The sequence below is a fragment of the Mesorhizobium sp. M2E.F.Ca.ET.209.01.1.1 genome (assembly GCF_004010375.2).
In the GTDB taxonomy this organism is placed as follows: domain Bacteria; phylum Pseudomonadota; class Alphaproteobacteria; order Rhizobiales; family Rhizobiaceae; genus Mesorhizobium.
This window is the reverse complement of sequence record NZ_SADP02000022.1, coordinates 1-25466: the sequence shown is the minus strand read 5'-3', so window position 1 is coordinate 25466 and position 25466 is coordinate 1. Positions and strand designations below refer to the sequence as shown.

Below are 25466 nucleotides of genomic sequence, written 5' to 3'. Positions count from 1 at the left end.
TTTCGTATGCCGAAACCCGTGCACGGGCTGCATGGGAGCCCTCACGCAAGGGCACTTGATATTGCACTGCAGCAAGCGTAGAGCACCGCGCGTTTTATCGGAGTGTCGTCCATGGCCCTCGCCAATGGTGGTGCAGACGCAGAACCCGCCGACCAATCGAGCCACGCTGAAATCGAGCAGCACAGCACCAAGGTGCTGATGCTGGGTGCGCTCGGCGTCGTCTATGGCGATATCGGCACCAGCCCGATCTACGCCTTCCGCGAGGCGCTGCATGCTTCCTCGGGCGGCGACGTCGCCAATCGAGCCGACATTCTGGGCGTGCTGTCGCTGATCATCTGGTCGCTGACCATAACGGTCACCGTAAAGTACATCATGTTTGTGCTGCGCGCCGACAACCGCGGCGAGGGCGGTGTGCTGTCCTTGATGGCGCTGGCGCGCGGCACTTTTCCGGCGCGTTCGGCGATCGTGCTTGGCATCGGCATCGTTGGCGCCTCCCTGTTCTTCGGCGACGCGGTCATCACGCCCGCCATCTCGGTGCTGTCGGCGGTCGAGGGCATGAATGTCGTCACGCCTGCCTTCCAGCCTTATGTCGTGCCGCTGACGCTCTTGATCCTTGCGATGCTGTTTGCGGTGCAACGCTTCGGCACCGGCGGCGTGGGCCTGGTGTTCGGCCCGGTGACAGCAGTGTGGTTTCTCGCCATCGGCCTGTCCGGCCTCAATCACATCATCGACGATCCGGAAATCTTGTGGGCCATAAGCCCGCATTACATCGTCGCCTTCCTGATCAATTCGCCGGACGTGTCTTTTGTCACCATCGGCGCGGTCTTCCTGGCCGTGACCGGCGCCGAAGCGCTCTACGCCGACCTCGGCCATTTCGGCCGCAAACCGATCGTCCTGGCCTGGCTTGCCATCGTGTTCCCGTGCCTGCTTTTGAACTATGCCGGGCAGGGCGCCTATGTGCTCGCCAAGGGCGGCACGGTCGGCCACCCGTTTTTCGAGATGAACGAAGGCTGGGCGCTGATCCCGATGGTAGTGCTGGCGGCGGCGGCGACGGTCATCGCCAGCCAGGCGGTTATCTCCGGCGCCTATTCGCTGACCCGGCAGGCTGTGCAGCTCAACATGCTGCCGCGCCTCGAGATCCTCCATACGTCCGAAAAGCAGTCCGGCCAGGTCTACATGCCCCGCGTCAATATGCTGATCGCGCTGGTGGTGATGCTGCTGGTGGTCGGTTTCGGTGAATCCAGCAAGCTAGCCTCGGCTTACGGCATCTCGGTCACCGGCAACATGCTGGTGACGACGACGTTGCTGTTCATCGTCATGACGCGAATCTGGAAATGGAACATCTGGCCGGCTGTCGCTCTGACGGTGGTTTTCGCGCTGATCGACATAGGCTTCTTCGCTTCCAACATCGTCAAGGTGTTCGAGGGTGGCTGGGCGTCGCTCGCGGTCGCCTTCGCCATCATCCTCGGCATGTGGACCTGGGTGCGCGGCAGCCGCTACCTGTTCGACAAGACGCGCCGCAACGAGATTCCGCTCGATTTCCTGGCGGCGAACCTCCTGAAGAAGAAGCCGCAGCTCGTCTCAGGCACGGCAGTGTTCCTGACCAGCGATCCGCTGAGCGCGCCGACGGCGCTGATGCACAGCCTCAAGCACTACAAGGTGCTGCACGAGAAAAACGTCATCCTCTCGGTGGTGACGGCGCCGCAGCCGGTGGTGCCGGACAGCGAGCGCGTGAAGATGGAGACGGTCAACGACCTGTTCATGCGCGTGACGCTGACCTTCGGCTATATGGAGCAACCCAACATTCCGCGCGCGCTGGCCATCTGCCGCAAGCAGGGCTGGAAATTCGACATCATGACAACGTCGTTCTTCCTGTCGCGACGCTCGCTGAAGGCTTCACCCAATTCCGGCATGCCGATCTGGCAGGACCGGCTGTTTATCGGCCTGGCCAAGACCGCCGCGGATGCGACGGAGTATTTCCAGATCCCGACCGGACGCGTGGTGGAGATTGGCACGCAGGTCGCGATCTGACAGACTGCGCCCCACAGGCTGGAGCAAGAGTCGAATCGAGGCGGGCAGCATCACGTATCACGACCAGAGTGCTGCCGGATTGGCTGGTCCGGTTCGACGGGCTGTTCGGCGGGCAGGCGGCGCAGATCGTGACGGAACTGGGCAAGCCGAGGAACGCGACGGGCGCCAAGGCCATGCGGCTGCTCGGCTGGACGCCGCGATCGCGGGAAGAGGCGCTTGTCGCGACCGCCGAGAGCCTCATCCGGCTTGGATTGCTCAAGAAGTCGAAGTGAAGCGCGCCTGAGAGGCCCTCTCAGACGCGCCAGTTTTCAACCGAGCAGGGCCGTCTTGTTCGCTTCGAGGAACTGCTTCAGCGTGCGCGGCTTGCGGCCCGAGAGTTTTTCGACGGCATCGGTCACCTCGCCTATGCGACCGGCGCGGGTGTTCACATCGAAAGAGACGATGATGCGGGCGAAATCCTCGGGAAGGCCTGCCGCCTTGACGCCTTCGGTCAGCGCCTCATCCGGCAGTTGGATGACCTCCAGCGGCTTGCCGGTGACCTCGCTTACCAGTGCCGCGATCTCTTTCGTGGTGTAGGCCTGCGGGCCAGTCAGCGTGTAGATGTGGCTTTCCTTGGAGCCGGACGCGAGGCCGGCGGCGATAGCGGCCGCCATATCGTCGCGCGCGCCGTGGGCGACGCGCCCGTCGGCAGCCGACGTGTACCACTTGCCCGACGAAATGGCGTGCGGCAGCGACATGAACAGGTTCTCCTGATACCAGCCGTTGCGGAAGATGGTGTAGGGGATGCCACTCGCCTTGATCGCCTGCTCGGTGCCGTAGTGATCGCCGGCAAAGAGCACGGGCGAGCCGGGTTCGGGATTGGGCATCGAGGTGTAAAGCAGATGCGAAACGCCCACTGCCTTGGCCGCAGCAACTGCTGTCTCGTGCTGTTTCAAACGCCGGCCTGTCTTGAGGTCGAGGTCACTGGTCGAGATGATCAGCACCCGGTCGGCGCCTGCGAACGCCTTCTCCAGCGAGAGGCTGTCATTGAAGTCGGCGGCCCTGACGGCAATGCCGCGCGCTGCAAGGTCGGCAAGGTTCTCGGGGTTGCGGGTGGCGGCGATGATGCTCGCCGGCGCCACCTTTTGCGTGTCCAGCAAGTGATTGATGACGGCGCGGCCAAGCTGGCCGGAAGCGCCGGTGACGAGGAGGGTTTCGGTCATGGGAGGGTCCCTGAAAATTGTGTCGGAGGCGGATCAAGTGGTAGTCTCAAAAAGAGACCAGCACTAAAATAGGAATTGACCTCAAGCCGTAAAGAAGGCAGTTTTCCGGGAGGTAGGCACAGCCAGGGAACCACCCCGGCCGGCCTAAGGCGCGTCGCGATCGTTCAGATTCGCTCCATGCGCTTTAGGGTTTTGATTTCACGCATGTCTCCCGAAACCGGTTTCCACTTTCGGGAGACATGCTTCAGTTTCGATCAGCGGATGTCGCGATGGACAGCAAGATCTTCAATCTGAAAGCCAAGCTCGAGGTCTATAAGGCGATGACCAACGGCGGCAATTTCGCCGACTGTCCGGTCCGCGACGTCATCCAGGGCATCAGCGGCAAATGGAGCTCGCTGCTGGTCATGGCATTGGCCGAGAAGCCCTACCGCTTCGGCGAGTTGCGCCGGCTGGTCCCGGACATCTCGCAGCGCATGCTGACACAGACGCTCTACGACCTGCAGCGCGACGGCTATGTGCATCGCGAGGTGTTCCCGACCAAGCCGCCGAGTGTGGAATACAGCCTGACCGATCTCGGGCGCTCGATGTTTGCGCCCTTGCAGATGCTGGTCCAATGGGCCGAGCTCAATCATGACGCCGTGCGCGAGGCGCGTGCCGCTTTCGACGCGGCTCAAGCCTGACGGGCGTCAAAGCGCCAGCTTGATTTGACTGCTGCGTTGGCAGATTGTCCGGCCGGCTTGGCTTGGGCGGGCAATGAGCAGATCCTACGACATCGCGATTGCCGGCGCCGGGCCGGCCGGATTGGCCGCGGCGCTCTATCTCAAGCGGGCGGGGCACAAGGTCACCATCTTCGAGCGCTTCGACGAGCCGAAGCCGGTCGGCTCCGGCCTGATCCTGCAGCCGACCGGGCTGACCGTGCTCGCCGACCTTGGCCTGCTCGACGAGATTCTTCCGCTTGGCAGCCGCATCGAGCGGCTGCACGGCACCGATGCCCAGACCGGACGCACGGTGCTCGATGTCCGCTATGATGCGCGGCGCGGCGGCCGCTTCGGCCTCGCGGTCCACCGCGCGGCGCTGTTCGGCGTGCTTTACCGGGCCGCCTTGCGCGAAGCGATCGCCATCGAGACCAGTGTCGAGGTCGAGACGCCGGAGGCGGCCGAGCGCGCGACGCTGGTCTGCGGCAATGGCAAGCGGCTTGGGCCATTCGACCTGATCGTCGACGCCAGCGGCGCGCGCTCGAAACTGCGGCACTATCTCGGCGATGCCGCCATGCCGCGGCCGCTCGCCTATGGGGCATTCTGGGCGTCGCTGGCCTGGCGTGACGGCTTCGACCGGAGCGCCCTGCTGCAGCGCTACGACAAGGCAAGCATCATGGTCGGCGTGCTGCCAATCGGCCGGCCGCAGCCTGGTGCGCAAGACATGGCCGCCTTCTTCTGGAGCCTCAAGCCGGCCGCTGCCGAACGGATCAAGGCCGAGGGGCTCGAAGCCTGGAAGGCGAGAGTGGTTTCGGTGTGGCCGGAGTGCGAGGCTTTCACCGGCCAGATCGACAGTTTCGAGCAGCTCTCGCTCGCCCGTTACGGGCACCACACGATGACGCTGCCCGCCGGCCGGCGGGTTGCCGTCATAGGCGACGCCGCGCACTCGACCAGTCCGCAGCTCGGGCAGGGCGCGAACATGGCGCTGCTCGACGCTGCGGCACTCAGCCATGCACTGGCAAAAGCGAACAGCGTCGACAAAGCGCTGGAAATTTACGCGCGCGCACGCCGCTGGCATGTGCGGGTCTTCCAGGCGCTGTCGTCGTCGCTGACGCCGTTCTACCAGTCGGACTCAGCGACCTTGCCCTTTGTCCGCGACCGCATGGTGGCCGCGCTGGCCAGAATTCCGCCGGGGCCGCAATTCCTTGCGGCCATGGTCGCCGGAACCGTGATCGACCCGTTCAGGCGGATCGGGCTTGCGGAGTTGCAATGGCCTGAAGCCGGATGACCTCCGACAGATAAGATCTTTTTGCCCGCAGGAAGGCAAGCAGCCGTTGCGGATAGTCCGCGCCGACCGCCTCCGCGATCGATTGCCGCTTGCTCAACGCCTGGCGCCAGGCGCGGACGAGCGGCTTGCCGTCGAAAATGCCGAAATCGCCGATGCGGTCAAACGTGTCGAAATAGCGGAAGATCGGCCCGTAGACGGCGTCGACCAGCAAGAAGCGCCCGCCGGCGAACCACGGGCCATTTTGCCTGGCGGCAAGTTCCGCTTCCACGCGCGCGAACATCTCGGACAAACCTCTGCTTTCATGGAGGAAAGCGGCTTCGTCGGCGGCGGAATAGAAGCGGCCTATGGCATTGAGGATAGCCGAGCCGAATTCGATCCAGGCGCGATGCCTGGCTCGCGGCAGCGGATCGGCAGGGTGCAAGGGATTGGCTTCGGTCTCCTCGAGGAATTCGAGGATGACGGCGGATTCGAAAATCACCTCCTCCGAGTGGCCGTGCCGGACGCGGAGCAGAGGCACCTTGCCGAGCGGCGAGATGGCTCTGAACCAGTCCGGCTTGTCGGCAAGGTCGACGTTGACCCGCTCGAACGCCACGCCTTTTTCGGCAAGCGCAATCGCGGCGCGCTGGACATAGGGGCACAAATGATGGCTGACGAGGGTCAGTCTTGCGGTCATCTCATTCCCCCCAGACATAATTGAGCGCGCCATCCTCGACGCGGGTCGACAGGAACATCAGGCGCGAGCCCTTCGGCGCCGGTCCTTCGAGACGCTCGCCGTTATCCATGTCGAATTTCGCGCCGTGCCATTGGCAGACGAGCGTGCCGTCCTTGCAGTCCAGCGGTCCGCCAAAATGCAGGCAGACATTGGCCGCCGCACGGATGCGCTCGCCGCTGCGCCAGACATGGACCTCGCGGCCGAAGAAGGGCGCGATCAGGCTGCCGGTCTGGGGGATATCGGCGATCTTGCAGATTTCATGTTTCATCGGAGAACTCCCTATCGATGCAATTGCATCTATATGGATGCAATTGCATCGATCGTCAAGCTTGATGCAATTGCATCTATCCGTTAGGCTGCGCCGATGACGAAGAAATCGCCGTCGCCAGAGGCCATTGCAGCCTGGGCGCGCCTCGTGCGCGTCTCGCGCCAACTGGTCGAAAGGACCGAGGATGCGCTGAAGGCAAACGGCCTGCCGCCGCTCGCCTGGTATGACGTGCTGCATGAACTGGCCGAAGCGGGCGAGGGCGGGCTCAGGCCGTTCGAGCTGATCGATCGTGTGCTGTTGGCGCAGTACGGCGTCTCACGGCTGCTGGCCCGGCTGGAGGCGGATGGCCTGGTCGAAAAGCTGCCCGTCTCCGACGATGGCCGCGGGCAGACCGTTCGCATCACGGCAAGCGGCCGGGAGATGCGCCGCCGCATCTGGGCGGTCTATGGCGCTTGCATTGCCGACCGAATGGGCGACAGGCTTTCAGCCCAGGACCTGAAGACATTGGCCAGCCTGCTCGGACGGCTGCGCGACCCGCCGACCAGCGATTAACTGGCGAGCCTTCGCAATTCCGCCGGTCATTTTTCGCGGCAGCCCTTGCATCGGAAACCGGAATGCGCAATAAGCCGAACCGTAACGTACGGTACGCATCTGAGCGACCGGAAGAACGGGAAAGACCGTGCTGCAGGCAGGCGCCGACATTGATAGAAGCGAAACGCTGACGGAGCGCCAGCAGGCCGTTCTGGACGCGGCACTCCGCCTGCTAGTGGAAGAGGGCGACAACCTGACCATGACCGCGGTGGCGCGGCGGGCCAGCTGTTCCAAGGAAACGCTCTACAAATGGTTCGGCGACCGTGACGGGCTGCTGACAGCGACGGTGCAGTGGCAGGCCTCGAAGGTGCGTGTCGCGGCGGTCGATCGCGACAGGCTGGACCTTGTTTCGCTCACCGCAAGCCTGGAACGCTTCGCTTCAGACTGGTTGAAGGTTATCTCCAGCGACACTTCAATTGCATTGAATCGTGTGGCAGTCGGTCACGCCGGTTCCGGTAAGGATGACCTCGGCGCGGTCGTGCTGCAGAATGGCCGCTTCGCGCTCGCTAGGCGGCTGAAGCCGGTGCTTGAAGCAGGGCGCCAAGCCGGGCTGCTCGATTTCGAAGACGCCGAGACGGCGTTCCGGACCTTTTTCGGCCTGGTCGGCCGCGACGTGCAGATCCGTCTGCTGCTCGGCGACCGGGTGGAATTGACTGAGGCGACGATCGGCGGCGATGCCCGCCGCGCGACGCAGCAGTTTCTCGCTCTTTTCGGAGCAACAAACCGGCCCTAAGGCCTATGATCTTCAAACGGGAAGGAAGACCAAAATGCGTGTCTATTACGATCGTGACGCCGATCTCAATCTCATCAAGGGCAAGAAGGTCGCCATCATCGGCTATGGTAGCCAGGGCCGGGCGCATGCGCTCAACCTCAAGGATTCCGGCGTCAAGGAGATCGCCATCGGCCTGAAAGCCGGTTCCGCCACCGCCAAGAAGGTCGAGGCCGACGGCCTCAAGGTGATGAGCGTGGCGGACGCCGCCAAATGGGCCGACCTGATGATGATGGCGACGCCCGACGAATTGCAGGCCGACATCTACAAGAACGAGATCGCCCCGAACATCCGCGACGGCGCCGCGATCGCCTTCGCGCACGGCCTCAACGTGCATTTCGGCCTGATCGAGCCGAAGGCTTCGGTCGACGTCGTCATGATCGCGCCGAAGGGCCCGGGCCATACGGTGCGCGGCGAATACCAGAAGGGCGGCGGCGTGCCGTGCCTCGTCGCCGTCAACCAGGACGCTTCGGGCAACGCACTTGATCTGGCGCTCTCCTATGCCTGCGGCGTCGGCGGCGGCCGCTCCGGCATCATCGAGACCAATTTCCGCGAGGAATGCGAGACCGACCTGTTCGGCGAGCAGGTGGTGCTGTGCGGCGGTCTGGTCGAGCTGATCCGTGCCGGCTTCGAGACGCTGGTGGAAGCCGGCTACGCGCCGGAAATGGCCTATTTCGAGTGTCTGCACGAGGTGAAGCTGATCGTCGACCTGATCTATGAGGGCGGCATCGCCAACATGAACTACTCGATCTCGAACACCGCCGAATGGGGCGAATATGTTTCGGGTCCGCGCATCATCACCGCCGACACCAAGGCCGAGATGAAGCGCGTGCTGAAGGACATCCAGACCGGCAAGTTCACCTCGGAGTGGATGCAGGAGTATCGGGCCGGCCTGGCGCGCTTCAAGGGCATCCGCCGCAACAATGACAGCCACCAGATCGAAGAGGTGGGTGCGAAGCTGCGGGCCATGATGCCGTGGATCGCCAAGAACAAGCTGGTCGACAAGGCCAAGAACTAAGGCGATCCACGTTTCTTTGCTTTGCGCGTCCTCGGGCTTCGCCCTGCGGTCGCGCGGGGTGATCGCCAAGAACAAGCTGGTCGACAAGGCGAATAACCAGTTCGAAATTCGATACCGCTTGGAGAAGCCGGTGGAGTGATCCGCCGGCTTTTTTCGTCAGGCTGTTTCATTCCGGTACGACTACGCTGGCACACGATTCGCTTCGCATCGCCCAGAACGTGGTGGGAGACTGGTGATGGAAACGACGGACAATGGCTCCGCATTTGCCGGCGAACGCCGGATGGAGCGGCGCAGGCGTGTGCTCAGGGGCGCAACCTTGCGGTTCAACGGCGGCTTCGGAGCAGTGGAAGGATCGGTGCGCAACGAGTCCGAACACGGCGCGCAACTGAGCTTCGGCGATGCGACCGGCGTGCCGCAGTGCTTCGAGCTGGTGGTCAATGGCGCTGCGCGTGCCGCGCTTGTGCGCTGGCGCTCGGCGAGGCTGGTCGGCGTTCAATTCGTTGCCTGAGAAGGCGCGATCAGCCCTTCAGCCGTAGTGCCAGTGTGGCTTAGGCTCGGTGCCGGTGAACTCGACGCCGATGCGGTCCTCGCGGCGCCAGCGCACCACGGCCCTGTAGCCGATGCCGTCGACCGGCACATAGAGCAGGAATTCGTCCGGCACGCGCGAATCGATCGGCACTTTCAGCTCCGCGCCGTTCGAATGCATGTTGCGCACCGTGCATCTCACTTCGGAATTGTTGATGCCGGTCAGGATCGCCGCGCCCTTCAGCACGCGTTGCCTGTGTTGGTTTCTGTGTTCGTTTTCGGCCATGGCGAGCACGTCTCGCGCCTCGTTCGCGCGAATCGTTATACTGGGGGACATCCGCAAGGATGAATAGCCGCCGCCGATGAATTTAGGGTTATGTCGGCCGGCGTCGACCACAGGTTGCGCCAAAATAAAACGGCGCCCGCGAAGGGCGCCGTTTCTGTGCCAGCAGGCCGCTCAGATATAGGGCGAAATGCACTGCCGGCGCGGGCCGTAGTTGGGCTGGAACGTGTTGTCCCAGGCCCGATAGGACCGGTAGCGGTCGTAGCACCATTGGACATGGGCCCTGGAAAGCCGCTCGGTCCGGTAGATGCGCCGCGGCTGAACGTAACGCGGGTAGGGGTCGTAGTAGTAGGGATCGTAGTAATTGTTGTAGGCCAAGCTGCCCAGGCCCAGGCCGAGACCCAACCCAAGCAGCGCCGCGTCGCTGTCCCGGAAGTGGCGATGATGGTGGTGCCGCCAGCGCCAGTCGCCATCGCCATTCCAATTGCCGCCGTCCCAGTTGCGGGAGAAGTGCCGATCGCCGCGCCACCTATCGCCGCGCCACCTGAAGTCGCCGCCGCGCCGCCAGCGCCAGTCATACATCTGCGGCGAGTAGTTGTTGCCGCCAGCCCAACTGTCGCGGACGGGGACGATCGTGGGTGCCACCGCGCTGGTGGCGACCGAGAGATCGGGTTGCAGGATCGGGCCTGCGACCGACGGCGTTGTAACGCCGGCGGCCAGACCCAGGGCCAGGAACCCGGATCTTAGGGAAGAAAACAGCGTTTTCATTTCACTCTCCAAGGAGTAAAGGCCCCACGCCCAGAGCACCCCGGGGATGGGGTTATTGTTGGAACTTTCCGTCTGAACGGAAGATGAACGGAAAGGTTCCATCAACCATAACGAGCATCTAGCCTGGCTCTTGTCTTCGCCTTCGCTTGCAGGCAAAGGTCAGGCCATGTCGCTGCGCCTCGCCACCTTCAATGTCGAGAACCTGATGAACAGGTTCGATTTCTCGGGCTATCGCAACCAGCTCAATGAAGACCGCACGCTGGCGCTGTTCGACATCCAAAGCGAGGCAGAATATCGGGTCCTCGAACAGGCCCGCGCGATCGCCCAGTCCGACGACACCCGTCAGTTGACGGCGCTCGCCATCGCGGCCACCCGCGCGGACATCATCTGCATGCAGGAGGTCGACAATATCGAGGCGCTGAAGGCGTTCGAATATGGCTATCTGTTCAAGATGATCGGGCAGGGCTACCGGCAGAAATACACCACGGCAGGGAACGACTCCCGCGGCATCGATGTCGCGGTGATGATGCGCAACGAGACCATGCAGGGCCAGCCGATCGAGTTCGAGCGCATGACGAGTCATGCCTATATCACGTTCGAGCGGTTCGGCCTCTTCACGCCGGAGCTTGCGGCGCTCGGGCATGTGGCCAGCGATCGCATCTTTCGCCGGGACTGCCTGGAGGTCGACCTCACTGTCGGCGGCGTGCCGCTGACACTCTATCTCGTGCATTTCAAGTCGATGGGCTCGCCGCGCAACGGGCTGGACGGCCGGGAGGCGACAATGCCGCTGCGCATGGCCGAGGCGCAGGCCGTGCGCCGCATCATCGAGGAGCGTTTCGGCAAGGACCATGCCGCCGACAAGCGCTGGGCGATCTGCGGCGACATGAACGATTACCGGCAGCGTGTGAGGATCGAGGGCGACAGCTTCGACGGCTATCGCTTCGAGGTCGTCGATGAAGCCCAGTCCTCGATCAACGTGCTGACCGCCGGCGGGTTCTGCGAGAATGTCGTCGAGCGGCGGCCGGAGATGGATCGCTGGAGCTTCTACCACACGCGCGGCCCGGAGGAGCGGCATCTCTGCCAGCTCGATTACATCCTCCTGTCGAGGGCGCTGGCGGCGAAGAACGCGACCGCCGTGCCGGACATCATCCGCAACGGCCAGCCCTGGCGCACCATCTTCCCGGCGGGCCAGGAGGTCGAGCGTTTCCCGCGCGCCGGCTGGGACAGGCCGAAAGCGTCGGACCATTGCCCCGTGGCGATCACATTGGACATGGCGTGACCCCTTGAGTTTCGATCTGCCCCGCAATGTCATCCTGCCGGTCGATGCGATCGACGTCCGCCTCGATCCCGGGCCGCATCCCTTCGCGCTGAGCAATGCGGCGGCGATCGCCGAGAACTGGCGGCAGGAAATGGCGGCCAACCCGGCGCTGTTCGATGGCACGGTGGTGCTGCTTTCCGAGCTCGCTTACAGAGACAGCCGCCTCGTCGGCCGCTGCCACGCGGTGAGGTTCTCGACCTTCATGCTATGGCGCAAGCGGCGCGAGAACTCCGGCGCCGAGCATGCCTATGCGCACGCTGTGCTGGTCGCCGGCGACAATGCGCTTGTGGCGATCCGCATGGGCCGCCACACGGTCAATGCCGGCCGTATCTACTTCGCCGCCGGCTCGTTCGAGCCGATCGACTTCCGTGCCGGGCTGGTTGATGTCGATTTCAACATGATCCGCGAGGTGGGGGAGGAGACAGGGCTCGACCTGTCGCAGGCCGAACGCGGACAGCGCTATCACGCGCTGTCGACGGCGAGCGGCACGGTGATCTTCCGCCGCTACCGTGTGGCCGAAACGGCCGATGAGCTGGCGCGGCGTATCAGCGCCTTCGTCGCCAGTGAAGATGAGCCGGAGATCGAGGGGCCGGTCATCATCCGCAACGCCACCGATCTGCCGGATGGGCTGATGGGGCATATGAAGCCGCTGATCGAATGGCATTTCGCTGACAGCGGCGAGGTCCGCTAGAGCGTTTCACTGTTTCACGGAAACGGCGAAGCGCTCTAGCTCTTTGTTTTTACGCAGTTCCGGACGGAAAACCGATCACACTTTACCTGGAACTGCTCTAACTCCTCAAGGAAAGAGCGGCGGCAGCGCGTCGTCATGCGGCGCGCCTTTTCCGGGGGCGCCGTCGTCCTTGTAGTAATAGCTGTAACCGTTGATGGCCGGCGCGCCGCCGAGATGCGCATAGAGAATTCTCGAACCTTCGGGGAAAAACCCCTTCCGGGTCAGGTCGATCAGCCCCTGCATCGACTTTCCCTCATAGACCGGATCGGTGATCATCGCCTCGGTGCGGGCAGCCAGCCGGATCGCGTCGTTCGTTTCGTTCGATGGAACGCCATAGGCCGGATAGGCATAGTCGGGATTGATGACGATTTCGTCCTCGCGCACGGCGCGGCCCAGCCCGACGAGAGCGACGGTGTCGTCGACGATGCGGCGGACCTGCGCGCGGGTCTGGTCGAGCGTGCCGGAGGCATCGATGCCGATCACCCGCTCGGCGCGGTTTTGCGCGGCGAAGCCGACGATCATGCCGGCCTGTGTCGAGCCGGTCACGACACAGACGATGATGTAGTCGAATTTGAAACCGAGTTCAGCTTCCTGCTTCGCCACTTCCTCGGCGAAGCCGACATAGCCCAGGCCACCGAACTTGTGCACCGAGGCGCCGGCTGGGATAGGGTAGGGCTTGCCGCCCGCATCCTTCACCGACTGAATCGCATCCTGCCAGCTCTTGCGGATGCCGATGTCGAAACCGTCGTCGACGAGCCGGCTGTCGGCGCCCATCAGGCGCGTCAGCAGGATATTGCCGACCCGGTCGTAGACCGCATCATAGTGCGGCACCCATTTCTCCTGGATCACCACGCATTTCATGCCGATCTTGGCGGCCGTCGCGGCGACCATGCGCGTGTGGTTCGACTGGACGCCGCCGATCGACACCAGCGTGTCGGCGCCCGACGCGATCGCATCGGGCACGATGTATTCGAGCTTGCGCAGCTTGTTGCCGCCCATGGCCAGCCCGGAATTGCAATCGTCACGCTTTGCGTAGACCCGCACCTTGCCGCCGAGCGCCGCGCTGAGGCGCGGCAGATGCTCGATCGGCGTCGGTCCGAAGGTCAGCGGATAGCGTTCAAATTTCTCGAGAAGCGACATCGACCTGCCCTCCGCCATAGCCATTTTTCAACAGGCCCAGGATAGGCCGAAATGCATGAAAAGTGCTCTCGAGCTTGCCTTCAAGATTTTTGTATAGCCGCCAAAGGCCGTGCTAGTGTTGGATAAAACAGCTATTCAGGTTACGAAAATGGAAGAATCTTCCACTTCGGCTTTCGACCGGATCGACGTCAAGATCCTGCGGGCTCTGCAGGCCGAGGGGCGGTTGACCAATGCCGAGTTGGCGGCCCGGGTGAATGTCAGCGCCGCCACCTGCCATCGGCGCACGCAACGCCTGTTCGAAGAGGGCTACATCACCGGAGTAAGGGCGGAAATCGCGCCCGCCGCGGTGGGGCTCGGCGCGCTGGTCATGGTCGGGGTCGTGCTCGATCGCTCGACGCCCGAAAGCTTCGGCGCTTTCGAGGAGGCGGTGCTGAAGCTCAAGGAGGTTCTGGACTGCAATCTCGTGGCCGGCGACTTCGACTATCTACTGAAGATACGCGTGCGCGACATGGCGGATTTCAACAAGCTGCACGGCCAGAAGCTGATCGCGCTGCCCGGAGTCCGGCAGACCCGGACGTTCTTCGTCATGAAGGAGGTCAAGGAGAACGCGCGGCTGCCGTTCTGACAGGCCACAACCCAAAAGCCGCCTTACTCGTGCCGCAGCGCGTCGATCGGGTCGAGGCGGGCGCCGCGCAGCGCCGGGAAGAAGCCGAACACCATGCCGATCAGCGCCGAGAAGCCGACGGCGAGCAGGATGACGGCCGGGCTTGGCGCGAAAGGTATCGTCAGCGCCATCGAAGTGAGGCCGGCGAGCGTCAGCCCGATCAGGATGCCGATGATGCCGCCAAAGAGCGACAGCACCGTCGCCTCGACCAGGAACTGGATGAGGATGTGCTTTTCATGCGCGCCGATCGCCAGCCTGATGCCGATCTCGCGCGTGCGTTCGGTGACCGAGACCAGCATGATGTTCATGATGCCGATGCCACCGACCAGGAGGCTGACACCGGCGACGGCGCCCAGCATGCCGGTCATGGTGGTCGTGGCGCTGGTCATCGCGTCGGCGATCTGGGTCATGTCGCGGATGGCGAAATCGGCATCGCGATCCGGCGTGATGCGGCGCGTGTCGCGCAAAATGTCCTCGACGCGGGGCTGCAGCTCGCTGGTCGGCGTGCGGTCGTCAGCGGCGATGTAGATGTTGTCGATGTCGCGGTTGCCGGCGATGCGCCGCTGATAGGCATGCAGCGGCATCAGCACGACATTGTCCTGATCCTGGCCGAAGCCGGTATAGCCCTTTGGCTCGAGCAGGCCGATGATCTTGCAGGAGGTGCGGTTGACGCGGATGATCTCGCCCTCGGGATCGCCGGCGCCGAAGAATTGCTGGCGCACCGTCTCGCCGATCAGGCAGACACCGGTGCCGGCCCGTGTTTCGGAATCGCTGAACGACCGCCCCGACACCAGCTTCCAGTCGCGGGCGTCAAGATAGGCGCTGTCCGTGCCGGTCACGCCCGAGGTCAGGCTTTCGGTGCCGAAGATGACGCGGACCTGTTTTTGCGAAGCAGGCGAAATCGTGCGCGCGCCGCTGAGATGCGCGACGAGCGCCGCGACGTCCTTTTCGGCGAGCGGCCGCACCGCCTGGTCGAGACCTCCCGGTCCGCCTGGGCCGGCGGGCCGGCCGGCGCGAACGACGAGCAGGTTGCTGCCGAGCCTCGAAATATCGGCCTTGACCTTCTCCGTCGTGCCGGAGCCGATGGTGAGCATGGCGATGACTGCGGCGACGCCGATGACGATGCCAAGCAGCGTCAAGAAAGAGCGCAGCACGTTGCGGCGGATCGAGCGCAGCGAAAGGCGGACGGTTTCCCAGATCATGCCGCTGCCTCCGCTTTCAAGGTATCGGAGGCAACATGGCCGTCGAGGAAGCGGATGGTGCGGCCGGCATAGTCCGCGACATCGGCCTCATGCGTGACCATGACGATGGAGAGGCCGAGCCCGGCATTGAGCTTGGTCAGCAGCTCCATGATCTCATGCGTGCGCGCGGTGTCGAGATTGCCGGTCGGCTCGTCGGCCACGAGCAATGTCGGCCTGGTGACAATGGCGCGGGCGATCGCCACGCGCTGCTGCTGACCGCCCGACAGCTCAGCCGGGGTGTGGTGCTCGCGCCCGACAAGCCCGACCTCGGCCAGCGCCTGCATGGCGAGATCGCGGCGCTCGCGCGCGGCAACGCCGCGATAGATCAGCGGCAGCTCGACATTTTCCGCCGCGGTGGTGCGCGGCAACAGATTGTAGCCCTGGAAGACGAAGCCGACATAAAGATTGCGCAAAAGCGCGCGGCGGTTGCGGTCGAGCCGGCCGGCATCGATACCCATGAAGGAGTAGGTGCCGGCCGTCGGCGTGTCGAGGCAGCCGATGATGTTCATCGCCGTCGACTTGCCCGAGCCCGAGGGACCCATGATCGCAACGAATTCGCTGCGGCGTATCGCGAGATCGACGCCGGCCAGCGCATGCACGCGGGCCTCGCCCTCGCCATAGCTCTTCCAGACCTTGTCGAAGGTGATGAGGAGGGGAGCCGACATGTCGTCAGCTCCTCTGCTGCGCGCCGGTGATGACCTGAGCGCCCTCGTCGAGGCCGGACGTGATCTCGGTCAGCTCGCCATCGGTCGAACCGATCTTGACGTTGACCGGATGCGGCCTTCCGTTCTCCAGCACGTAAAGCGTGCGCGAGCCGTCGGTCGGCGCCTTCGTCACCTCGCGCTGCCGGTTGGGGCGGCCCATGCGGCCGGTGAAGAGGTCGCTCAGGCTCCAACCGCGCGCCACCTGTTGCATCGGGCGATAGCGGAAGGCGGTCGAGGGAACGGTGAGCACGCCCTTGGCCTGACGGGTGACGACCGAGACCGTCGCCGTCATGCCGGGCCTGAGCAGAAGCTCGCCATTATCGACTTCAAGGCGCGCTTTGTAGGTGACGACGCCATCGGTGGTGACCGAGGCGTAGGAGATGTCGCGGATCTCGGCGTCGAACGGCCGGTCCGGGAAAGCGTCGACGGTGAAGCGGGCGTGCTGGCCGGGTTTCACCGCGCCGATGTCGGCTTCGTCCACGGCCGCCTGCAATTCCATATTGCGAAGGTCGGCGGCGATGACGAACAGCACTGGCGCCTGCAGCGAGGAGGCGACCGTCTGTCCGGGATCGACCGAGCGCGTCAGCACGATGCCGTCGATCGGCGCATAGATGGTGCTTTTCGCCAGATCTGTCTGCTGCGCCTTGAGGTCGGCCTGGGCGATGGCGAGATTGGCCTCGGCGCTGTCGAGCGCCGCCTTCGAGCGGTCGCGCGTCGCGGTTGCCGCTTCGAGCGACTGGTCCGTCGCCATGCCGCGCTTGGTCAGCGCGCTCGCGCGCACCACGGCGTTCTCGTTTTCCTGCAAGGTCACCTTGGCGTCCTCGACGCTTGCTGCCGCCGCCTTGGCGGAGGCGGTGGCGCGCTCGATCTGGACCTCCAGCTTGGCGGTATCGAGCGTCGCCAGCACGTCGCCCTTCTTGACCTGCTGGTTCTCGTTGACCGCAACCGAACGGATGATGCCGGACAACTCGCTGGAGATGTCGACCTGGGTGAGGGGCTGCAGCGTGCCGGTGGCAGATACCTCGACGGTGAGGTCGGCGGTCGCCGCCGGCACTGTGGTATATTCAATCCTGGGGGACGCCGCGGCGTACCATTGATAAAGGGCAATGCCGGCCGCGACGACCGCTATCGCCAGCAGGGCGTAAAGCCAGAAGCGGCGACGCTTGCGGCTTACGCCCTTCCGGTCGAGCCCGAGCTCGGCCTCTATGGAAGCACCGGATTCCGCCTTTGGCGGATTGACAACCTGGTCCACCCCGGACCCCTATGCTGGAAAGTGATGTCCCTATCCGTCCACAGATCAGGCCTCGAGGTTCGAATTTCAAATTAAATTTCCCTCATGTTGGGATTGGGGCAGAAATTCGAGGCGAGGCGAAAGGTTTTCTAAATGGCGCGCAATTACTTGCTTTACGATGTGTTTACCACCGAAGGGCTGGCCGGAAATCCGCTTGCGGTGGTGCTCGACAGCGATGAGCTCGACACAGCCGGCATGCAGGCGATCGCGCGCGAATTCAATCTTTCGGAGACGGTGTTCGTGCTGCCCCCGGACAATCCCAAGCACCGCAACCGTATCCGCATCTTCACGCCCGACTACGAAATGCCTTTCGCCGGACATCCGACGGTCGGCTCGGCGATCGCGCTGGCTGAACTCGCCGGCGAGGCGGCCGGCATCTTCGTGCTGGAGGAGAATATCGGGCCGGTGCGTTGCGCGGTGAGCAAGCATGACGGCTCGACCTTCGCCGAGTTCGACCTGGCGAAACTCCCCGAGCCGCTGGAGCTCAAGGCCGATCCCGAGGCGATCGGCGCGGCGCTCGGCCTTGCTCCGCATGAGATCGGCTTCGAGAACCACCGCGTCGCCTTCTGGTCGGCCGGCGTGCCTTATGTGACGATTCCCGTTGCCGGGCTGAAGGAGGCCGCCAAGATCAGGCTCGACAACCAGGCATGGTCGGATCTTGCGCCGCGCAAGAGCGAATGGGCCTTCGCCAGCCCCTATGTCTATTGCCGCGAGACGGTGCATCACGACAGCGCCTTCCATGTGCGCATGATCGTGCCCGGCACCCCGTCCTATGAAGACCCCGCGACTGGTTCGGCCGCAGCTGCCTTTGCCGGCGCCATCATGCATTTCGACGCCCCGACCAACGGCATCTCGCAGCTCTGGATCGAGCAGGGCCTGGAAATGGGTCGGCCCTCGCGCATCCGCCTCGAGCTCAACGTCGATGGCGGAAAACTGGCCTCCGCGCGCATCGGCGGCCATGCTGTCAAGGTGGCGGAAGGCAAGCTTTTTGTGTGACAGGTGCGGCAATTCGGCGATTTGTCGGGAAATGATCCGGCAGGGCTGGACATCCCCGAAAGCGGCGGCTATATGCGCCGCCGACGCTGAGTTTTCCGGCGGTGTGGGTGTGTAGCTCAGTTGGTAGAGCAGCTGACTCTTAATCAGCGGGTCCACAGTTCGATCCTGTGCACACCCACCATCTAGTCCCTTGTTTTTACTAGCTGTTTATCCGTGCCGAAAAGACACCGTCTTTTCCGGGCCTTAGCGGGTCGCTGCTCGGAAGTACGGGCGCTGAGACGGCCGAAAGTGTGATAATTGCGGCAATATGTGCCTTCGGTCTCTGTCGAGGTTTCTTCGGGTCCCGCACATTTCCTGGTAGATGCACGACGATGGTGCGCTGATGGAAAGTGGCGGTGCGAAGTTCGGTGGCGTGTCAGAAGCCAAGCAGCGTGCGCTGGTTGGTCCACAAATTCGGAAGCTCTGACAGCCGAAACAAGCGCTTGCGTGTCAACTCGGTAGGCTGACGTCCTTCGATGATCGCCTGGCAGATATCGGGAGCCAGGAAGGCAGATCGCAGGACGCGACTGAGGTCGGAGACGTCCATCCGCTCGCGCTCTGCCAAATCTGCGATAGTCAGACCCGAGCCATCTGTAAGAGTTCCGAGCAGTCGGTGAGCCTGCCGCAGCAAATCCAGGAGCCCTGGATCGGCTGCGGATGCTTCGGCACCGCCTTTGTTGTTCACAACGAGCCTGGTTTCGATGCCACGGCGACGAAGCTCGATCGGAATAGTGATTGCGTGGCGTGTGGAAGCGGCGTCGGGTTCGCTGGCTTTTAGGCCAAGTGTCTTTAGCAGCCCGACGATGAGTTCTATCGTGATACAGTCGGCATTCAGGACGATCTTCTGGATAAGAGCGGTCACGAGCTCTTTTCGTCGATCGACAGATGGAGCTTGCAACTCGTCTGCTGTGGCTCGGGCCGCAGAAAGCACGACGGTCAGATCGGCCGAAGCAGCACTCGATGATGGAATGGCATCCAGAAGCTGTGTATCCGACTTTAGGAATTGGAGGAGTTCACCCTGAACGACCTTTTCGATTTCTGCCGCTGAAAGCCGCCAAGCTTTTGACTCACCCTTTGCCGAGCTGGTGACCAATCGGCGAGATACATAGTAGCGATAGCGCTTGCCCTTCTTGGTCGCGTGACTGGGGCTGAGGCGATCGCCGGTCTCATCGAAAATAAGCCCGGTCAGCAGATGCAATCCGTCAGCCCCTGCAGCAGAGGACGAGGTGTTGGCGTTTGCGGCAATCCGGTCTCGAACGAGATCGAAGGTTTGCTGATCGAGGATCGGGTCATGCAGCCCTTTGTGAAGCTCCTTCCCTTGTCGGATCATTCCGACATAGATCGGGTTGGTCAGAATTGCCCGTAGGTGTCCGCATGAGAAACCCAGGCCGCCTCGCCGCACGCCATCCGCTCCAACGTGACGCTTCGTGACTAGGCCGAGCTGCTGAGTTCGGCTCTGGAGAGAGCGGATGGAGCCGAGTTCGAGATAGAGTGCGAACAGCTGACGAACTGTGACAGCCTCTCCAGGATTGACCACCAGCTTCCTATCCCTGACGTCGTAACCGAGGGGCACCACGCCTCCCATCCACATCCCCTTCCTCTTAGAGGCGGCAATCTTGTCCCTGATGCGCTCGCCGGTGACCTCTCGCTCGAACTGGGCGAACGAGAGGAGTACATTCAGCGTCAGACGTCCCATCGATGAGGTGGTGTTAAATGATTGTGTGATCGACACAAACGAAACCGAACGCCGATCGAAGACCTCGACGATCTTGGCAAAGTCGGTCAAGGAGCGGGTCAATCTGTCGATCTTGTAGACGACCACAACATCCACGCGACCGCTTCGTATGTCGTCGAGCAACCGCTGTAGGGCAGGGCGGGCCAACGTTCCGCCTGAGATGCCGCCGTCGTCGTAGCGATCGGCAAGGAGCTTCCAGCCAAGGCCAGCTTGCGAGGCGATGAAGGCCTCGCAAGCGTCACGCTGTGCATCGAGAGAGTTGAACTCCTGTTCGAGACCTTCCTCGGATGATTTCCGCGTATAAATGGCGCAGCGAAGGCGAGGAGAATTGCTCATAGACCGAAGAACCTTGGTCCCGACCAATGAGCGCCGGTTATCGCTCGAGCGATCATGGACAATGACTTGTAGGTTTTGCCCTCCCAGATGTAGCCGGTGGCGACGACATCGACGACGTGGGTCTTACCGTGCCATTCGCGAATGAGGCGTGCGCCGGCAGAAGGCAGGGCGCGGCTCGACCGACCTCGTGCACTTGCCTCATCAGGTTCGGCCGTGTCGACGCGAGCCGATTGTGTTGCGGAAGCTTTGAAGAGAGACCTCTGCGCGTCTTTGTCGATGCCGCCAAACGCCTTCGCCTGGATGTGCCAAGCGATGGCTCGTTCAAGAAAGACGCGCCGTGCGCCTCTCGGCGCCGGCACCCCATAGATCTTCAACCAACGGTCAGCGAGTTCATCGCGGATGAGGTCGCCGACAGCGGCGACCTCCGCTTCGATGTCGAGATTGGCGCGCATGGCGATCACGCGTCCTTGGCAGTGTCATCGATGCGATAACGGCGCAGCCCGTCCTTGCCGACATCGCTCACCAGGTTGAGGCCAAGCTTCTTCTTGACCACCGCCGACAAGAAACCCCGCACCGAATGCGCCTGCCAGCCGGTCGCCTCCATCAGCATCTCGATTGTGGCGCCCTTAGCCAAGCGAAGCTTCTTAAGCACCAGATCCGATTTGCTCTGCTTGGTATCGTTGGCTCGAGGTGACGCTTTTGACAATTTGGCAGCGGTGGCACTGATCTCGCGTGCCGGAGCGCCATCGCTGGCCTTCGGTGCTTTCGCCGACCTTTTGCGTTTTGGCTTTGCCAGATCGGCCGCTGCCGGCGTTGTCTCCGCCGTAGGCTGCAAATCGTCAGCGTCGTGATCTTCTTCTTCGGTGCTCAGGTTGCTGTTGAGGTGTGCCATGTTGGTTCTCCGTTCATGTTGCAGTGCCGACCAATCCGGCGCCTGTACTGACACGAGCCCGCAGTGCGGGCTGGAGAACGGGAAGGCCTGATATTTCGGCCTTCAGCTAATGCAGCAATGCTTGCTTTGGCGCCGAAGTCCAGCAGAAGAATCGGCTTCCGAGGCCACTTTAGTCATTCTGAATAGCTGCGAAGGCCGTTTGCCATGCAGACGACAGCGCCTCGTACGTCCTGCGCCCTGAGCTTGCCAGGACCGACAACGCGATCGGTTCGACAGAGTCTTGGGCTTCACTCAGGATCGTCAGTAAGGCGACAAGACCGCTCAGATCACGCAGCTCCGCTTCCATATCCAAGACCGCGCCCCTGACCGTGCTATCTATCGGTTGGGTCGGGCCAGATTCAGGTGCTGTTGGTTGCCGTTTCATTGGTGGTACTCGGTTCGTCGAACCGAGCAATGCTTGCTTGCGGCGTGAAGTCCAGTGGAATAGGCCAGCCCGAAGCTGGCCATTTCGAAAATGTCAGCTAAGAAGCATTGGGCTCGATTTGCGTAAAAGGATTGTCGCGATGTCAGACGAACACGACCATGCTCAAACTGCTTTGATCGAACTTACAGCCGAGATCGTCTCGGCCTATGTCAGCAAGAATGCTGTTCCGGTTTCGGCGCTGCCTGACCTGATCGAGAGCGTGAACTCGTCGTTGTCAAGGATCGGTACGCCCGCGGAAGAGCCGAAGCCTGTGCTGACGCCCGCTGTAAATCCGAAGAAGTCAGTGACTCCCGACTATATCATCTGCCTTGAGGACGGAAAAAAGTTCAAATCGCTCAAGCGTCACCTAGGCACACACTATGGGCTGACGCCTGATGATTATCGTTCCAAATGGAGCTTGCCGGCCGACTACCCGATGGTTGCGCCGAATTATGCTGCTGCTCGTTCGCAACTGGCTAAGGCCAGCGGGCTGGGGCGGAAGCCGTTGGCGAAATTGTCGAAACGACGCCCTGCCAGCTCGAAGGCCAAGTGACAACAATTCGGGTGCAGTCTTCAAACGACGGTCGCCGCGTGAAGCCTGTCCAAAGGCAATGGAGGATTTGGGGCTAACCGGACTGTCAGGCCTTCACGGCAGTTACGCAGAAAGCTGCCCTTCTGCAGCCGACCTCTTGTCTGCCATTAGGCGGAGGATAACCGCCGCGTCGTCAAAGCTTGCGTGCGAAACAAAGTCCAACGAAATAGCGAGGCCGTGTTCGATCGCTTCTCGCGCTGGAAGGAAGTCCCGTTCCGTCGCTCAGAGCCAATTCCGCTCTGAGACTCGTCTGCAATCTGGATTCTAGAAGTGCCGAGACAAAATTGCCGAGGAATTCCAAACTCTGCCCATACAGGCAATCAGTCCGCCCTAGCGTTGTCCCCATAGAGTATCTGGCGCTCCGTCGTGGTAAGCTCGTGCAATCGAGCTTCGATATGGACTTTTTCGAAATCAAGTATCTCGCGTCTGCAACGTCATAGCGTGACATCACCGCACAACTGTGGAACGACCGCAGGATTAGCTTGATCCGGAGGGGCGCTTTTGATTGGAGTAACATTGACGACAAACGGCCAGTATCGTGGCCGCAACAACAACAGGGCGTAACCCTGGGGGCAACCTAATGAACGTAAGAGAATGGGGCGTCAGGCCTGCTGTCGAGCGCAGCCCGATCGCGGCAGAGAGACTGGAGCGCCTGAGAGCCAAGTTGCTTGACCTGTCGACGATGAACCGGATGCTGAGCTTTCGGCATCCGAGGGCCTCATGCCTGCGCGTCGTGGATGAGCTCCCCGAGGTTCTGTTCCAAGGTCTCTTGCAGGGTGACCAGCTAGTATTCGATCCGGTGGAAGAACCGGCTCGACGGGACCTTGAGGCCTGGCACGCCCGGCGCGACCAGGTCCCCCGCGCCGGCGAGCCAGCAGACCTGAAGCGACCGGATGCCGCGACGTGGGCAAGGCATCTCGGATTCAACACCGATTACGACTTGCCAGTCGAAACGGACAGCTTTCTCAGGCCGGATCGGCACGGCGACAAGAAAATCCAAACGCTGCACTATTCCGACGAGCTAGATGCCAGGCTTCGGAAGATCCGATCCGCAGGCCGGACGGCGATCGAGGAGAGCGGCGCCAATATGCTCTACATGGCGTTTGGCTTCCTCGAATGGCACGACCAAGCGACGTCGAAAGCGCACCAGGCGCCCCTCCTCTTGTTGCCGGTCGAACTCGATCGCGAGCAGACGCGGGGAGGGCGGTATAGAAGCAGGGTCCGCTGGACCAACGAGGAACTGCAGACGAACCTGTCGCTGAGGAAGAAGCTCGAAGAGTTCAACATCAAGTTGCCGGAGTTTCAGGAAGACCAGAAGCTGGAGGCTTACCTCACCGAGGTCGCGCGGGCGGTCCGGCACAAGTCCGACTGGCTTGTGAGGCGCTACGTCACCCTCGGACTTTTCGAGTTCGGCAAAATTCTTCTCTATCTTGATCTCGATCCCGAGCGGTGGCCGAGCCATGCGCCCATCGACGGACATCCGTTGGTAAGGACTATGTTGGAAGGCGGGGACGACGAGGGGGGCTTTACGCGCGTCTCGTTCGCGGCGCAGGAGAACGTCGATCAATCGTCGCGGGCGGTCGAATTGCGGGATCTGCACCTGGAGCTCGTGGATCGAGCAGACGGCTCGCAATGCGAGGCGCTTCAGACTGCTCTGGACGGCCGCAATCTCGTTATTGAGGGCCCTCCTGGGACGGGAAAATCCCAGACGATCACAAACCTCGTGGCGGCGGCTTTGGCACGTGGCAAGACAGTGCTGTTCGTTGCGGAGAAACTGGCGGCATTGGAAGTCGTGCGGCGCCGGATGCGGGAGCTCGGGCTGGGCGATTTCTGTCTGGAATTGCATAGCCATAAGACGCGCAAGACCGATGTGCTGGAGGACATCTCGGATCGGATTAGAGCTTCCGCCCGCTCTCGACCGCAAAGGGACCTCGAAGCAGCACTGGCCCGCCTCGCGGAACGCCGCAAGAAACTGTCGGACTATATCGACGTCATCAGCCGTCCGGCAGGCAGTTTCCGCGATTTCACAGTTGGCGAAGCTTTGATGCGCGCTGGGCAAGCGCGGCGGAAGCTCGGCGCTGCCGCGAGGGCGCTCGAAGGCGCAGGGCCTAAAATCGAAGAAGTGGGAAACCTAAGCTGGGCACAAATGGCCGATGCAAAGATGCGTCTTCGCCAATTCGCGGCGGCTTTCGAGGATTTGCAGGTCACCGGCTCGGCTTATGAGCACCCCTGGGCCGGCGTTTCCGTGGGCAGTGCACTCCCGCATGACAGAGACCGCATCGCAGCTCTGGCCGACGTTTGGGCTGCCGCCGCCGAGGAACTGCGCGCCACGCTAGAGCAAGCAAGTCTCCCCGAATTGTCGGCCACGGATCTAATCATGGCACCGGAAAGATTTCAGGTGCTCGATAATCTGAGGTCTTTCGCTCAACGCGGCGAAGATCTGGCCGGCGCAATCGAGACTACGCTGGGCGTTGCCGTTGCCCGATCGGCGGCGGGCGCGGAAGCGATCATCAATGCCCTTCGTCTTGCTGCTGCTGCCCCCTTGGGCAGTCTTGAGACAAGGAATTCCTTCATCCTCACTGCTGGCGCGGCCCAATGGCTGCGCCAGCACCGCCAACGGGTGGAAGAGATCAGCCAGCGGCAAGCCAAGCTGCGGGAGATTTTCAAGGAAGACGCGTTCTCAAAGGCTGCTGACGACCTTGAAGACTGGTCGGCCGCACTCAGCCAGGGCGGACTCTTCGCTCGGTTCGGGAAGCGATGGAGAGCAGCCTCATTGGCTTGGGAAGGGGTCGTCCGCCCGGGCTACCTGAAGGTCAAAGCCCAGGAAAAAGCGGCTCACCTGGCCTCGTTGCGCGCGTTCGTTCTCGATCACTCCGCATTGCGGTCCGACCGGGGCATCGAGGAACGTCTTGGACTGGGCGCGTACGAGCCCTCCTTCGATCACGAAGGGGTCATTGCCGTTGCGGAATGGGCGGACCGGATCCAGTCGGCCTTGCCAGCTTCCTTTTCCGGACCACTGGCCCGTTGCAACAGGGTTCTGATTGAAGAGCTAGCTGTGGAGCCTCAACAGGTTGTCCTCGGTTAGAGCGAGGCGACTGATAGGTGTTTTGGACTTTAGGCTCCCGTGGGGACGGTGCCAATTGTATCTGTGCAGCCAGACCGGCAACTCTGCGGC

The 25466-nt window shown here is 62.5% G+C and carries 26 protein-coding genes, 1 tRNA gene and 1 pseudogene; 15 read left to right on the top strand and 13 right to left on the bottom strand.

Annotation, left to right across the window (positions count from 1 at the left end):
- Window positions 1-111: 111 nt before the first annotated feature.
- Both EN852_RS28920 and EN852_RS28915 read left to right on the top strand, forming a co-directional pair.
- On the top strand, window positions 112-2031 hold the full coding sequence (locus tag EN852_RS28920; RefSeq protein WP_127878890.1) for a potassium transporter Kup: 1920 nt from the start codon (window positions 112-114) through the stop codon (window positions 2029-2031).
- Between the two features lie 68 nt (window positions 2032-2099).
- Window positions 2100-2303 (top strand): hypothetical protein, encoded by a 204-nt coding sequence (locus tag EN852_RS28915; protein ID WP_246694442.1) that lies wholly within the window; start codon window positions 2100-2102, stop codon window positions 2301-2303.
- Window positions 2304-2339: 36 nt separating this feature from the next.
- Here the strand turns inward: EN852_RS28915 and EN852_RS28910 are convergent, their stop codons facing one another.
- Window positions 2340-3233 (bottom strand): SDR family oxidoreductase, encoded by an 894-nt coding sequence (locus tag EN852_RS28910; RefSeq protein ID WP_127878892.1) that lies wholly within the window; start codon window positions 3231-3233, stop codon window positions 2340-2342.
- A gap of 269 nt (window positions 3234-3502) precedes the next feature.
- Between EN852_RS28910 and EN852_RS28905 the strand changes: the two genes are divergently transcribed.
- Together EN852_RS28905 and EN852_RS28900 are read left to right on the top strand one after the other, a co-directional pair.
- Window positions 3503-3913, top strand: coding sequence for a helix-turn-helix domain-containing protein (locus EN852_RS28905; RefSeq protein ID WP_127876796.1), 411 nt, complete (start codon window positions 3503-3505; stop codon window positions 3911-3913).
- A gap of 73 nt (window positions 3914-3986) precedes the next feature.
- Window positions 3987-5216 (top strand): NAD(P)/FAD-dependent oxidoreductase, encoded by a 1230-nt coding sequence (locus tag EN852_RS28900; RefSeq protein WP_127878894.1) that lies wholly within the window; start codon window positions 3987-3989, stop codon window positions 5214-5216.
- On the opposite strand, the gene EN852_RS28895 is transcribed toward EN852_RS28900, so the two are convergent.
- Window positions 5170-5889, bottom strand: a complete 720-nt coding sequence (locus tag EN852_RS28895) for a glutathione S-transferase family protein (protein WP_189546250.1) — start codon at window positions 5887-5889, stop codon at window positions 5170-5172. The two genes, EN852_RS28900 and EN852_RS28895, sit on opposite strands and share 47 nt — an antisense overlap.
- A 1-nt stretch (window position 5890) precedes the next feature.
- A complete protein-coding gene (locus EN852_RS28890; protein WP_127878898.1) occupies window positions 5891-6196 on the bottom strand; it encodes a Rieske (2Fe-2S) protein in 306 nt (101 codons plus the stop codon).
- A 96-nt stretch (window positions 6197-6292) separates the two neighbouring features.
- Here EN852_RS28890 and EN852_RS28885 point away from each other — a divergent pair, with 96 nt between their 5' ends.
- The 4 genes from EN852_RS28885 (at window position 6293) to EN852_RS28870 (ending at window position 9082) form a co-directional block, all read left to right on the top strand.
- Window positions 6293-6748 (top strand): MarR family winged helix-turn-helix transcriptional regulator, encoded by a 456-nt coding sequence (locus EN852_RS28885; RefSeq protein ID WP_127878900.1) that lies wholly within the window; start codon window positions 6293-6295, stop codon window positions 6746-6748.
- Window positions 6749-6875: 127 nt separating this feature from the next.
- The gene (locus EN852_RS28880; RefSeq protein ID WP_127863313.1) at window positions 6876-7520 is read left to right on the top strand and encodes a TetR/AcrR family transcriptional regulator; all 645 of its coding nucleotides are present in this window, start codon (window positions 6876-6878) and stop codon (window positions 7518-7520) included.
- 34 nt (window positions 7521-7554) lie between these two features.
- On the top strand, window positions 7555-8574 hold the full coding sequence (ilvC, locus tag EN852_RS28875; RefSeq protein WP_042644009.1) for a ketol-acid reductoisomerase: 1020 nt from the start codon (window positions 7555-7557) through the stop codon (window positions 8572-8574).
- 235 nt (window positions 8575-8809) lie between these two features.
- Complete coding sequence (locus EN852_RS28870; RefSeq protein WP_127878902.1) at window positions 8810-9082, top strand: hypothetical protein; 273 nt, start codon at window positions 8810-8812, stop codon at window positions 9080-9082.
- Between the two features lie 18 nt (window positions 9083-9100).
- Here the strand turns inward: EN852_RS28870 and EN852_RS28865 are convergent, their stop codons facing one another.
- On the bottom strand, window positions 9101-9385 hold the full coding sequence (locus EN852_RS28865) for a PilZ domain-containing protein (RefSeq protein ID WP_095815564.1): 285 nt from the start codon (window positions 9383-9385) through the stop codon (window positions 9101-9103).
- A gap of 171 nt (window positions 9386-9556) precedes the next feature.
- Window positions 9557-10150: a BA14K family protein gene (locus tag EN852_RS28860; protein WP_127878904.1), complete on the bottom strand. Its 594-nt coding sequence runs from the start codon at window positions 10148-10150 to the stop codon at window positions 9557-9559.
- Between the two features lie 166 nt (window positions 10151-10316).
- Here EN852_RS28860 and EN852_RS28855 point away from each other — a divergent pair, with 166 nt between their 5' ends.
- Window positions 10317-11429, top strand: a complete 1113-nt coding sequence (locus tag EN852_RS28855) for an endonuclease/exonuclease/phosphatase family protein (RefSeq protein WP_127878906.1) — start codon at window positions 10317-10319, stop codon at window positions 11427-11429.
- 4 nt (window positions 11430-11433) lie between these two features.
- A complete protein-coding gene (locus EN852_RS28850) occupies window positions 11434-12159 on the top strand; it encodes a hypothetical protein (RefSeq protein ID WP_127878908.1) in 726 nt (241 codons plus the stop codon).
- Between the two features lie 105 nt (window positions 12160-12264).
- On the opposite strand, the gene EN852_RS28845 is transcribed toward EN852_RS28850, so the two are convergent.
- Window positions 12265-13338: a 1-aminocyclopropane-1-carboxylate deaminase gene (locus EN852_RS28845; RefSeq protein WP_127863318.1), complete on the bottom strand. Its 1074-nt coding sequence runs from the start codon at window positions 13336-13338 to the stop codon at window positions 12265-12267.
- Window positions 13339-13486: 148 nt separating this feature from the next.
- Here EN852_RS28845 and EN852_RS28840 point away from each other — a divergent pair, with 148 nt between their 5' ends.
- Complete coding sequence (locus EN852_RS28840; RefSeq protein ID WP_127863319.1) at window positions 13487-13963, top strand: Lrp/AsnC ligand binding domain-containing protein; 477 nt, start codon at window positions 13487-13489, stop codon at window positions 13961-13963.
- Window positions 13964-13986: 23 nt separating this feature from the next.
- On the opposite strand, the gene EN852_RS28835 is transcribed toward EN852_RS28840, so the two are convergent.
- From EN852_RS28835 to EN852_RS28825, 3 genes are read right to left on the bottom strand one after another with little or no spacing between them, the layout of a single operon-like run.
- Window positions 13987-15204: an ABC transporter permease gene (locus EN852_RS28835; RefSeq protein WP_127878910.1), complete on the bottom strand. Its 1218-nt coding sequence runs from the start codon at window positions 15202-15204 to the stop codon at window positions 13987-13989.
- A complete protein-coding gene (locus EN852_RS28830; protein ID WP_127878912.1) occupies window positions 15201-15908 on the bottom strand; it encodes an ABC transporter ATP-binding protein in 708 nt (235 codons plus the stop codon). The genes EN852_RS28835 and EN852_RS28830 overlap by 4 nt, the downstream gene beginning before the upstream one ends.
- Window positions 15909-15912: 4 nt before the next feature.
- Window positions 15913-17199, bottom strand: coding sequence for an efflux RND transporter periplasmic adaptor subunit (locus EN852_RS28825; RefSeq protein WP_127878914.1), 1287 nt, complete (start codon window positions 17197-17199; stop codon window positions 15913-15915).
- 132 nt (window positions 17200-17331) lie between these two features.
- Here EN852_RS28825 and EN852_RS28820 point away from each other — a divergent pair, with 132 nt between their 5' ends.
- Together EN852_RS28820 and EN852_RS28815 are read left to right on the top strand one after the other, a co-directional pair.
- Complete coding sequence (locus EN852_RS28820) at window positions 17332-18234, top strand: PhzF family phenazine biosynthesis protein (RefSeq protein ID WP_127878915.1); 903 nt, start codon at window positions 17332-17334, stop codon at window positions 18232-18234.
- Window positions 18235-18339: 105 nt separating this feature from the next.
- A tRNA-Lys gene (locus tag EN852_RS28815) sits at window positions 18340-18415 on the top strand.
- A gap of 234 nt (window positions 18416-18649) precedes the next feature.
- Here the strand turns inward: EN852_RS28815 and EN852_RS28810 are convergent.
- From EN852_RS28810 to EN852_RS28800, 3 genes are read right to left on the bottom strand one after another with little or no spacing between them, the layout of a single operon-like run.
- A complete protein-coding gene (locus EN852_RS28810) occupies window positions 18650-20344 on the bottom strand; it encodes a recombinase family protein (RefSeq protein ID WP_127878917.1) in 1695 nt (564 codons plus the stop codon).
- Window positions 20341-20796: a DUF2924 domain-containing protein gene (locus EN852_RS28805; RefSeq protein ID WP_127878919.1), complete on the bottom strand. Its 456-nt coding sequence runs from the start codon at window positions 20794-20796 to the stop codon at window positions 20341-20343. The genes EN852_RS28810 and EN852_RS28805 overlap by 4 nt, the downstream gene beginning before the upstream one ends.
- 5 nt (window positions 20797-20801) lie before the next feature.
- The gene (locus EN852_RS28800; protein ID WP_127878921.1) at window positions 20802-21236 is read right to left on the bottom strand and encodes a DUF3489 domain-containing protein; all 435 of its coding nucleotides are present in this window, start codon (window positions 21234-21236) and stop codon (window positions 20802-20804) included.
- Between the two features lie 563 nt (window positions 21237-21799).
- Here EN852_RS28800 and EN852_RS28795 point away from each other — a divergent pair.
- Together EN852_RS28795 and EN852_RS28790 are read left to right on the top strand one after the other, a co-directional pair.
- On the top strand, window positions 21800-22252 hold the full coding sequence (locus EN852_RS28795) for a MucR family transcriptional regulator (RefSeq protein WP_127878923.1): 453 nt from the start codon (window positions 21800-21802) through the stop codon (window positions 22250-22252).
- A gap of 619 nt (window positions 22253-22871) precedes the next feature.
- A complete protein-coding gene (locus EN852_RS28790) occupies window positions 22872-25376 on the top strand; it encodes a DUF4011 domain-containing protein (RefSeq protein WP_127878925.1) in 2505 nt (834 codons plus the stop codon).
- Here the strand turns inward: EN852_RS28790 and EN852_RS28785 are convergent.
- Window positions 25341-25466, bottom strand: a pseudogene (locus tag EN852_RS28785) (IS481 family transposase); the annotation flags it as partial. The gene EN852_RS28790 and the pseudogene EN852_RS28785 sit on opposite strands and share 36 nt — an antisense overlap.